This window comes from Achromobacter sp. RW408 (assembly GCF_003184165.1).
Classification (GTDB): domain Bacteria; phylum Pseudomonadota; class Gammaproteobacteria; order Burkholderiales; family Burkholderiaceae_B; genus Achromobacter; species Achromobacter xylosoxidans.
This window is the reverse complement of the sequence record NZ_QHHO01000047.1, coordinates 587516-598645: the sequence shown is the minus strand read 5'-3', so window position 1 is coordinate 598645 and position 11130 is coordinate 587516. Positions and strand designations below refer to the sequence as shown.

Here is an 11130-nt window from a genome sequence, read left to right as displayed (position 1 = left end):
GTGTTCCTGTGGGTTATCTTTCATGCATTCCGCCTGCTGACCGGACGCGAGGGCATGGGCTTTGGCGATTTCAAGCTGCTGGCGGCGCTGGGCGCGTGGTTCGGCGTCGGCGCCTTGCCGATGCTGCTGCTCGCCGCGTCGGTGGCGGGGGTGGTGGTCGGCGGCGCATTGACGCTCACTGGCCGCGCCAGCCGGGGACAGGCGCTGCCGTTCGGCCCCTATCTGGCGCTGGCGGGCGTGGCCGTGCTGCTGCTGGGCGGGGAGCAGGGCCTGGGATGGTTGCTGCACTGAGCGCGCAAAGCGCCGCCCGGCAGGAGGCGATGCGCGGAACCGGCCGAGGCAGGGCCGCGAAGGGATGAAGACTATGTTCAAGATTGGTTTGACCGGCGGCATCGGCTCCGGCAAGTCGCGCGTGGCCGACATGCTGGGCGAATGGGGCGCGGCGGTCGTCGACACCGACGAGATTGCGCGCGCGCTGACGGCGGCCGGCGGCGCCGCGATGCCGGCCATCGAGCGCGAGTTCGGGCCCGGCGCCTTGACGCCTGCCGGCGCGCTCGACCGCGACTGGATGCGTGAACGCGCCTTTGCCGATCCACGGGTGCGCCAGCGCCTCGAAGCCGTGCTGCACCCGGTCATCGGCCAGGAAACCGAGCGCCAGGCCGAGGCCGCCCACGGGCACTACCTGGTATTCGTGGTGCCGCTGCTGGTGGAGTCGATCGCGCGTTGGCGCGACCGGGTCGACCGCATCTGCGTGGTCGACTGCGATCCGGAAACGCAGGTGGCGCGCGTGCGTTCGCGCAGCGGGCTGACGGACTCAGCCATCCGGCGTATCATGGCGGCACAGGCTGCGCGGGCGAGTCGGCTCGAAGTCGCGGACGACGTCATCGACAATGGCGGCGCGACATCACCCGAACAATTGCGCGCGCAGGCGAAGACCCTGCATGACCGCTGGCTGGCGCTGGCGGCCACGACGGGCCGGCAAGCCCCGGGCTTGGCCGGCACCCCTGAATAATCTCGGCCCGCGGGCCGACCTCCGATGGGCCTGTTTACCAGCGTGATCGTTTTCGAATATCCCTTCAATGAGCGCATTCGCGCTTACCTGCGGCTTGAATACCTGTTCGACAGGTTGTTCTTCTTTGCCCGCGAGGGGGATTCACGGCAGCACCAGGTCGCGGTCAGTTCGCTGTTCGATCTGCTCGACGTGTGCGAACGCACCGACGTGAAAGGCGCGGTGCTGCAGGATCTCGAACGCCAGCGCGTGGCGCTGGTGGGGTTGCGCGATCATCCCGGGGTGGCGCAGGACGCGCTCGAAGGCATGCTGCGCGAACTCGAGAAAGTGGTGGCGGCCCTGGCGGCGCCCGGCAAGACCGGCCAGTCGCTGCGCGAGAACGAATGGCTCACCAGCCTGCGGGGCCGCCTGTCGGTGCCGGGCGGCGCCACCCAGGTCGACATGCCGTCGTACTACGCCTGGCAGCACAAGCCGGAGGCCGCGCGCTGCGCCGACCTGCAGGCCTGGCTGGCGCCCTTCATTGCCCTGCACGACGGCCTGACCCTGGCCCTGCGCCTGTTGCGCGAATCCGGCCGCAAGGCCGACATCGTGGCCGAGCAGGGCGCTTACCAGCAGATGCTGGGCGGCAAGCAATACCAGCTGCTGCGCGTCTGGATCGACCCCGACCAGGGCGTGTTCCCCGAGATCAGCGCCAACAAGTACATGATCTGGATCCGCTTTTCGACCCAGGACGGCGAGTTCAAGCCCCAGCAGGTGGCCCGCAGCATCCCGTTCCAGATGACCCTCTGCAACTCCTGACCCTGGCGCAATGCCAGGGGGGCGATACCGCCCCGATTCCTGTTGCGGCCTATTTCAGCGGCAACGGTCAATGACGGAAATGTCGGCCGTCTAGGTCACAATACGGCTTTCTCCGTCAGTGCCGGAACCGTTTCCCATGTCCGATAGCCGCCCCGTTTCGTCGCCTTCCCGCTGGACCCGCCGCAGAATCATCGGGCTGGCGGTGCTTTTGCTGGTGGCGGCCGGCATCGCCTGGTGGGCGCTGCGGCCCGCGACCGCGCCAGGCAACGCCGGCGGCGGACGCCCGGGCGCGGGCGGGCGGCCCAACATGGCCGCGGCGATGGCCAATATGGCGGTGCCGGTGCGGGTGGCCAGCGCCGTCACGCAGGACATCGACATCTATCTCAAGTCGCTCGGCACCGTCACCGCCTACAACACCGTCACGGTGCGCAGCCGCGTCAGCGGCGAACTGGTGGACGTGCCGTTCCAGGAAGGGCAGCGGGTCAAGGCCGGCGACCTGCTGGCCCAGGTCGACCCGCGCGCCTTCCAGGTGGCGCTGGACCAGGCCCGCGGCACCCAGATGCAGAACCTGGCGCTGCTGGAAAACGCGCGCCGCGACCTGCAACGCTACCAGGCCCTGTTCAAGCAGGACTCGATCGCCAAGCAGCAGGTCGACACCCAGGCCGCGCTGGTGCGCCAGTACGAGGGCACCATCAAGAGCGACCAGGCCAATGTCGACAATGCCCGCCTGCAGCTGGACTACGCCCGCATCACCGCGCCGATCAGCGGCCGCCTCGGCCTGCGCCAGGTCGACCGCGGCAACCTGGTGTCCAGTTCGGACACCAACGGCCTGGTGGTGATCACGCAGACCCAGCCGATCTCGGTGGTGTTCACGCTGCCCGAGACGCAATTGCCCGAAGTGCGCGCCGAACTGGCAGAGGGCCGCACGCTGGCGGTGGAAGCCTATGACCGCGCCGACACCCGCCGCATCGCATCCGGCATGCTGGAGACGCTGGACAACCAGATCGATGTCACCACCGGCACCCTCAAGCTCAAGGCCAGGTTCGACAACCAGGACGACGCGCTGTTTCCCAACCAGTTCGTCAACGTGCGCCTGCACGTCCTGACGCGCAAGGGCGTGACCGCGATCCCGACGGCGGCGGTGCAGCAGGGTTCGGCCGGGGCCTTCGTGTTCCAGGTGCAGCCGGACAACACGGTGCAGGTCAGGCAGGTCAAGCTGGGCGCCATCAACAATGGCATGGTGGCCGTCAACGAAGGCCTGCAGCCGGGCGACCGCGTCGTCACCGAGGGCACCGACCGCCTGCGCGCCGGCGCCAAGGTCGAGGTGGTGGGCGGCGACGAGGTGATCCCCGCCGCCAAGGACAAGTCGCTGGGCGGGGGCGCGCCGGCGGGCACCACGCCCGCCACGCGCTGATCGAGGGGCCGCCCCGTGAGCCCGTCGCGCCTGTTCATCCTGCGGCCCGTGGCCACCACGCTGTCGATGGTGGCCATCCTGATCGCGGGCTTCATTGCTTACCGCATGCTGCCGGTGTCGGCGCTGCCCGAAGTCGACTACCCCACCATCCAGGTGACCACGCTGTATCCGGGCGCCAGCCCGGACGTGATGACGTCGCTGGTGACCTCGCCGCTGGAACGGCAGTTCGGCCAGATGCCGGGCCTGAACCAGATGTCGTCGACCAGTTCGGGCGGCGCCTCGGTCATCACCATGCAGTTCAACCTGACACTGCCGCTGGACGTGGCCGAGCAGCAGGTGCAGGCCGCCATCAACGCGGCATCCAACCTGCTGCCCAGCGACCTGCCGGTGCCGCCGACCTACAACAAGGTCAACCCGGCCGACGCGGCGGTGCTGACGCTGGCCATCACCTCGCCCACTATGCCGCTGCCGCAGGTGCGCGACCTGGTCGATACGCGGGTGGCGCAGAAGCTGTCCCAGATCCCCGGCGTGGGCCTGGTGAGCGTGGCGGGCGGGCAGCGTCCGGCCGTGCGGGTGCAGGTCAATCCGCAGGCGCTGGCGGCCAATGGCCTGGGGCTGACCGACCTGCGCGCCGCCGTGGTGGGCGCCAACGTCAACCAGCCCAAGGGCAACCTGGACGGGCCGCTGCGCTCGACCACCATCAACGCCAATGACCAGCTCAAGTCGCCCACCGACTACAACGACCTGATCATCGCCTACAAGAACAACGCGCCGCTGCGCCTGTCGGACGTGGCGCGCGCGGTCGAGGGCGCCGAGGACACGCGCCAGGCCGCCTGGGCCGGCGACAAGCCGGCCATCCTGCTGAACATCCAGCGCCAGCCCGGCGCCAACGTCATCGACGTGGTCAACCGCATCCAGGCGCTGCTGCCGCAGCTGCGCGCGGCGCTGCCGGCCACGCTGGACGTAGCGGTGGTGTCCGACCGCACGCAGACCATCCGCGATTCGGTGGCCGACGTGCAGTTCGAGATGCTGCTGGCGGTGGCGCTGGTGGTGATGGTGACCTTCGTGTTCCTGCGCAGCCTGACCGCGACGCTGATTCCCAGCGTGGTGGTGCCGCTGTCGCTGGTGGGCACCTTCGGCATCATGTACCTGGCCGGCTTCTCCATCAACAACCTGACGCTGATGGCGCTGACCATCGCCACCGGCTTCGTGGTGGACGACGCCATCGTCATGATCGAGAACATCGCCCGCCACATCGAAGAGGGCGAGACGCCGCTGCAGGCCGCGCTCAAGGGCGCGCAGCAGATCGGTTTCACGCTGATCTCGCTGACCTTCTCGCTGATCGCGGTGCTGATCCCGCTGCTGTTCATGACCGAGGTGGTGGGGCGGCTGTTCCGCGAATTCGCCATCACGCTGGCGGTGTCCATCCTGATTTCGCTGGTGGTGTCGCTGACGCTGACGCCGATGATGTGCGCGCGCCTGCTGCGCGCCGAATCCGAGCAGAAACACGGGCGCTTTCACCAGGTCACCGGCGCCTTCATCGACCGCACCATCGCCGCCTACGACCGCATGCTGCAGAAGGTGCTGCGCCATCAGCCGCTGACGTTGCTGGTGGCCCTGGCCACTTTCGCGCTGACGGTGCTGTTGTACATCCTGGTTCCCAAGGGCTTTTTCCCGCAGCAGGATACCGGGCTGATCCAGGCCATCACGCAGGCGCCGCAGTCCATTTCGTTCACCGCCATGGCCGAGCGCCAGCAGGCGGCGGCGCGGCTGGCGCTGGAGGATCCGGACGTGCAGGCGGTGTCGTCCTTCATCGGCGTGGACGGCAGCAACGCCACCCTCAGCGCCGGCCGCATGCAGATCGCGCTCAAGCCGCAGGCCGAGCGCAACGGCGACCTGCGCACGGTCATGGCGCGGCTGCAGCAAGCCTTCGGCAAGCAGGACGGCCTGACCGTCTACATGCAGCCGGTGCAGGACCTGACCATCGAGGACCGCGTCAGCCGCACGCAGTACCAGATGACGCTGTCCAACCCGGACCTGAAGGTGCTGAGCGAATGGACGCCCAAGCTGATCGACCGGCTGCGCCAGGTGCCGGGCCTGAAGGACGTGACCGATGACCTGCAGGACGACGGCCTGCAGACCTGGGTCGAGATCGACCGCGACGCCGCCTCGCGCCTGGGCATCACCGCCTCCGTGGTGGACGAGGCGCTGTACGACGCTTTCGGCCAGCGCCTGATTTCGACCATCTTCACCCAGTCGAACCAGTACCGCGTGGTGCTGGAGGTGCAGCCGCAGTTCCAGATGAACCCGGCCGCGCTGGGGCAGATCCACGTGCCGACCTCGACCGGCGCGCAGGTGCCGCTGTCGTCCATCGCCCGCATCACCGAGGGCAAGACGGTGCTGGCGGTGAACCGGCTGGACCAGTTCCCGATGGTGACGGTGTCGTTCAACCTGGCGCCGGGCGCGTCGCTGTCGGCCGCGGTCGAGGCAATCACCGCGGCCGAGGCCGAGATCGGCATGCCGGCCAGCGTCGAGACGCGCTTCCAGGGGGCGGCGCTGGCGTTCCAGAACTCGCTGTCGAGCACGCTGTGGCTGATCCTGGCGGCCATCGTCACCATGTACATCGTGCTGGGCGTGCTGTACGAAAGCTATATCCACCCGATCACCATCCTGTCGACGCTGCCGTCGGCCGGGGTGGGGGCGCTGCTGGCGCTGCTGATCAGCGGCACCGAGCTGGACATGATCGGCATCATCGGCATCATCCTGCTGATCGGCATCGTCAAGAAGAACGCCATCATGATGATCGACTTCGCGCTCGACGCCGAGCGCAAGCGCGGCCTGTCGCCGCGCGCGGCGATCCATGAGGCGGCGCTGCTGCGCTTCCGGCCGATCCTGATGACCACGCTGGCGGCGTTGTTCGGCGCGCTGCCGCTGATGCTGTCCACGGGCACCGGCGCCGAGCTGCGCCAGCCGCTGGGCCTGGTGATGGTGGGCGGCCTGCTGCTGAGCCAGGTGCTGACGCTGTTCACCACGCCCGTGATCTACCTGATGTTCGACCGCATGTCGCGGCGCTGGCGCGGCATGCGCGAGGCGCGCGCCGGGAGCGCGCCGTGATCCTGTCGGCGCCCTTCATCGTCCGGCCGGTGGCGACCACGCTGTTGTCGCTGGCGGTCGTGCTGGCGGGCATGCTGTCGTTCTTCCTGTTGCCGGTGGCGCCGCTGCCGCAGATGGACATTCCCACCATCTCGGTGTCGGCCAGCCTGCCGGGCGCCAGCCCCGAGACCATGGCGTCCAGCGTCGCCACGCCGCTGGAGCGTTCGCTGGGCAGCATCGCCGGCGTGACCGAGATGACCTCCAGCAGCTCGCAGGGCTCGACCCGCGTGACGCTGCAGTTCGACCTGTCGCGCGACATCAACGGCGCCGCGCGCGACGTGCAGGCGGCCATCAACGCCGCCCGCTCGCTGCTGCCCACCAGCCTGCGCAGCAACCCCACGTACCACAAGTCCAATCCGTCGGACGCGCCGATCATGACGCTGGCGATGACGTCCGATACGCTCAGCCAGGGCCAGATGTACGACCTGGCCTCGACCATCGTGGCGCAGAAGCTGGCGCAGGTCGATGGCGTGGGCGAGGTCACGGTGGGCGGCAGTTCGCTGCCGGCGGTGCGCGTGACCGTGCTGCCGGGCGCGCTGGCCAATCGCGGCGTGTCGCTGGACGAGGTGCGCACGGCGCTGGCCAATGCCAACGCCAACCGGCCCAAGGGCGTGCTGGAGAACGACCAGTACCACTGGCAGATCATGGTCAACGACCAGCTCAGCCGCGCCGAACAATACCGGCCGCTGATCGTGGCCTGGCGCGACGGCGCGCCGGTGCGGGTGTCGGACGTGGCCAGGGTCGAGGACTCCGTCGAGGACCTGTTCCAGACCGGTTTCTACAACCAGCGCAACGCGATCCTGATGATCGTGCGGCGCCAGGCCGACGCCAACATCATCGAGACCGTGGACGCGGTGCGCGCGCAACTGCCGACGCTGCTGGCGCTGATGCCGGCCGACGTGCAGCTGACCGTGGCGCAGGACCGCACCCCCAGCATCCGCGCCTCGCTGCACGAGGCCGAGCTGACGCTGATCATCGCGGTGGGCCTGGTGGTGCTGGTGGTGTTGCTGTTCCTGCGGCGCTGGCGCGCGGCCATCATTCCCAGCGTCGCGGTGCCGGTGTCGCTGATCGGCACCTTCTGCATCATGTATCTGTGCGGGTTCACGCTCAACACCATTTCGCTGATGGCGCTGATCGTGGCCACCGGCTTCGTGGTGGACGATGCCATCGTGGTGCTGGAGAACATCATGCGGCACGTCGAGAACGGCATGTCGCCGATGCGGGCGGCGCTGCGCGGCTCGCGCGAGGTGGGCTTCACGGTGCTGTCGATGAGCCTGTCGCTGGTGGCGGTATTCATCCCGATCCTGCTGATGGGCGGGGTGGCGGGACGGCTGTTCCGGGAATTCGCGGTGACGCTGTCGGCCTCCATCATGGTGTCGCTGGTGGTGTCGCTGACGCTGACGCCGATGATGTGCGCGCGCCTGCTCAAGGCCGAGCCCAAGGAACCGAAGCCGCCCGGCCGGCTGGCGCGCTGGGCGGAACGCGGCTTCGACTGGATGCAGGACGGCTACCGCCGCAGCCTGGCGTGGGCGCTGGCCCATGGCCGGCTGATGATGCTGGTGCTGGCGGCGGCGGTCGGCCTGAACGTGTACCTGTACACCGTCGTGCCCAAGGGCTTCTTCCCGCAGCAGGACACCGGCCAGCTGCTGGGCTTTTTCCGGGTGGACCAGGGCACCTCGTTCCAGGCCACGGTGCCCAAGCTGGAAGCGCTGCGCAAGGTGGTGCTGGCCGATCCGGCGGTGCAGAGCATGACCGGCTACGCGGGCGGGCGCGGCGGCAGCAACAGCAGCTTCATGCAGATCCAGCTCAAGCCGCTGGGGGAACGCAAGGTATCGGCCGACCAGGTCATCAACCGGCTGCGGGCGCGATTGCAGAACATGCCGGGCGCGCGCATGTTCCTGGTGGCGCAGCAGGACATCCGGGTCGGCGGCCGCCAGAGCCAGGGCTCGTATGACTACACCCTGATGTCCGGCGACCTGCAATTGCTGCGCGCCTGGATGCCCAAGGTGCAGCAGGCCATGGCGAAGGTGCCCGAGATCACCGACGTCGATACCGACGTCGAGGACAAGGGCCGCGAAATCAACCTGGTGATCGACCGCGACGCCGCCACGCGGCTGGGCGTGAGCATGGCCACCATTTCCACGGTGCTGAACAATTCCTTCAGCCAGCGCCAGGTGTCGGTGATGTACGGACCGCTGAACCAGTACCACGTGGTGTTGGGGGTGGACCAGAGGTTCGCGCAGGACATCGAGTCGCTCAAGCAGGTCGAGGTCATCACCTCGACCGGCGCGCGGGTGCCGATGGCGGCCTTCGCCCGCTTCGAGAACGCCAACGCGCCGCTGAGCGTGCAGCATCAGGGCCTGTTCGTGGCCGACACGGTGTCGTTCAGCCTGGCGCCGGGCGTGTCGCTGGGCCAGGCCACCGCCGCCATCGACGCGGCGGTGGCGCGCATCGGCCTGCCGTCGGATCAGATCCAGGCCGGCTTCCAGGGCACGGCCGCGGTGCTGCAGCAGACGCTGGCGCAGCAGCCCTGGCTGATCCTGGCGGCGCTGGTCACGATGTACATCGTGCTGGGCATCCTGTACGAGAGCTTCGTGCATCCGCTGACGATCCTGTCGACGCTGCCGTCGGCCGGGCTGGGCGCGCTGCTGGCCCTGCTGCTGGTGCGCACCGATTTCACGCTGATCGCGCTGATCGGGGTGTTCCTGCTGATCGGCATCGTCAAGAAAAACGCCATCATGATGGTGGACTTCGCGCTGGAGGCCGAGCGCAACCAGCACATGGCGCCGCGCGAAGCCATCTTCCAGGCCTGCCTGACACGGTTCCGCCCCATCATGATGACCACCATGGCCGCCATATTCGGCGCCTTGCCGCTGGTGCTGGCCACCGGCGCCGGCGTCGAGATGCGCCAGCCGCTGGGCATCACCATCGTGGGCGGGCTGGTGCTGAGCCAGATTCTCACGCTGTACACCACGCCCGTGGTCTATCTTTACCTTGACCGCTTCCGCCTCTGGGCCGCGCGCGGGCGCGCCCGGCGCGGCGGGGCCGCTTCGATAGAACAACCATGATCCGCAACGCCAAGCTTTTCCCCCACGCATTCCTGCCGCGCGCCGGCCTGACGCTGGCGCTGTGCGCGGCGCTGGCCGCCTGCGCCGTCGGCCCCGACTACCAGCGCCCCGCGCTGGACGTGGGCGCGGCCTACAAGGAAGGACAGGTCGAGGTGCCAGGCTGGAAGCGGGCCGAACCGCGCGACGACGTCGACCGCGGACAATGGTGGCGCGTCTACGACGACGCCACGCTCAACGGACTGGTGGACAACCTGAATGCGTCCAACCAGACCATCGCCCAGGCCGAGGCCAACTACCGGCAGGCGTTGGGGCTGGTGCGTGGCGCGCGCGCCGGGTTCTTCCCCACGGTGGGCGCGGGCGCCGGCCTGACGCGCTCGGGCAGCGGCGGCAACGGTTCGTCGTCCTCGTCGGCCGGCGGCGGCAATGTGTCCAACCAGTACTCGCTGACGGGCAACGTCAGTTGGGAGCTGGATGTGTGGGGGCGGGTGCGCCGCAGCGTCGAGTCTTCCGAGGCCAGCGCCGCGGCCAGCCTGGCTGATCTGGCCGCCACGCGCCTGAGCGCGCAGGCCGCCCTGGTGCAGGCCTATCTGCAATTGCGCGTGCTGGATGAGCAGAAGCGCCTGCTGGACGCCACCGTGGCGGCCTACGAGAAGTCGCTGCAGCTGACGCAGAACCGCTACAACGTTGGCGTGGCGGGGCAGTCGGACGTGGCGGTGGCGCGCACCCAGGTCGAAAGCACGCGCGCGCAGTCGATCGACCTGGACTGGCAGCGCGGCCAGTACGAACATGCCATCGCGGTGCTGATGGGCCAGGCGCCGTCGCGCTTCAGCCTGCCGCCGGCGCCGTTCTCGCTGCAACTGCCGCAGATTCCGGTGGGCCTGCCGTCCGAGCTGCTGGAGCGCCGTCCCGACGTGGCCGCCGCCGAGCGCCGCGCCGCCGCCGCCAATGCGCAGATCGGCGTGGCGCAGGCGGCCTGGTTCCCCAGCCTGACCCTGTCCGCCGACGGGGGCTTTCGCAACGGCCAGTTCGCCGAGCTGCTGACCGCGCCGGCGCGCTTCTGGTCGCTGGGGCCGGCGCTGGCGTTGACGATTTTCGATGGCGGCGCGCGCCAGGCGCAGGTCGAGCAGGCGCGCGCATCCTACGATGCGCAGGCGGCCGCGTACCGGCAGGCGGCGCTGACAGGATTGCGCGAGGTCGAGGACTATCTGATCCAGCTGCGGGTGATGGAAAACGAACAGACGGTGCAGCGCCGCGCATTGGAATCGGCGCGCGAATCGCTGCGGCTGATGCAGAACCAGTACAAGGCCGGGCTGGTCGATTACTTGAGCGTGGCGGTGGTCGACGCCACCGCGCTCAGCAATGAGCGCAGCGCGCTCAGCCTGTACGGCAACCGCCTGATTGCCAGCGTCAACCTGATCGTCGCGCTGGGCGGAGGCTGGCAGGGGCTGGCGCCGGCGCAGGGCGGCGCCGCGGCCGGCGGCCAGGCCGCTGGCGCGCCGATGGCCGGCGATCGGCCGGGCGCGGGCCAGAGCGTGGCGCCGGCCGGCGCGCAGCCGGCCAGCCAACCTTAGTAGGGATAACGCCCGACTCCTCCTTCTCCCGATTGACAAGCCGGGGCCCCGGGTTCCTAATGCGGAAAAAGTGACCGTACGGTCACGTCGGGCGTCAGCCCACGATGCGACACCCCG

General features: G+C 69.1%; 7 protein-coding genes. All 7 read left to right on the top strand.

Annotation, left to right across the window (positions count from 1 at the left end):
* Positions 1–291: A24 family peptidase (locus DK459_RS18865; protein WP_146221906.1), on the top strand; the 291-nt coding region annotated here is incomplete at its 5' end.
* Positions 292–364: 73 nt separating this feature from the next.
* Positions 365–1012 (top strand): dephospho-CoA kinase, encoded by a 648-nt coding sequence (gene coaE / locus DK459_RS18860; RefSeq protein WP_006386940.1) that lies wholly within the window; start codon positions 365–367, stop codon positions 1010–1012.
* Between the two features lie 42 nt (positions 1013–1054).
* The gene (gene zapD, locus DK459_RS18855) at positions 1055–1807 is read left to right on the top strand and encodes a cell division protein ZapD (RefSeq protein WP_026383627.1); all 753 of its coding nucleotides are present in this window, start codon (positions 1055–1057) and stop codon (positions 1805–1807) included.
* A 136-nt stretch (positions 1808–1943) separates the two neighbouring features.
* Positions 1944–3221, top strand: a complete 1278-nt coding sequence (locus DK459_RS18850) for an MdtA/MuxA family multidrug efflux RND transporter periplasmic adaptor subunit (RefSeq protein ID WP_049054122.1) — start codon at positions 1944–1946, stop codon at positions 3219–3221.
* Positions 3222–3236: 15 nt separating this feature from the next.
* Complete coding sequence (locus DK459_RS18845; protein ID WP_006386943.1) at positions 3237–6335, top strand: MdtB/MuxB family multidrug efflux RND transporter permease subunit; 3099 nt, start codon at positions 3237–3239, stop codon at positions 6333–6335.
* Positions 6332–9442: a multidrug efflux RND transporter permease subunit gene (locus tag DK459_RS18840; protein WP_054499560.1), complete on the top strand. Its 3111-nt coding sequence runs from the start codon at positions 6332–6334 to the stop codon at positions 9440–9442. The genes DK459_RS18845 and DK459_RS18840 overlap by 4 nt, the downstream gene beginning before the upstream one ends.
* Positions 9439–11013 carry an efflux transporter outer membrane subunit gene (locus tag DK459_RS18835; protein WP_233256825.1) on the top strand — a complete coding sequence of 525 codons (1575 nt, stop codon included), beginning with the start codon at positions 9439–9441 and terminating at the stop codon, positions 11011–11013. The genes DK459_RS18840 and DK459_RS18835 overlap by 4 nt, the downstream gene beginning before the upstream one ends.
* Positions 11014–11130: the final 117 nt, after the last annotated feature.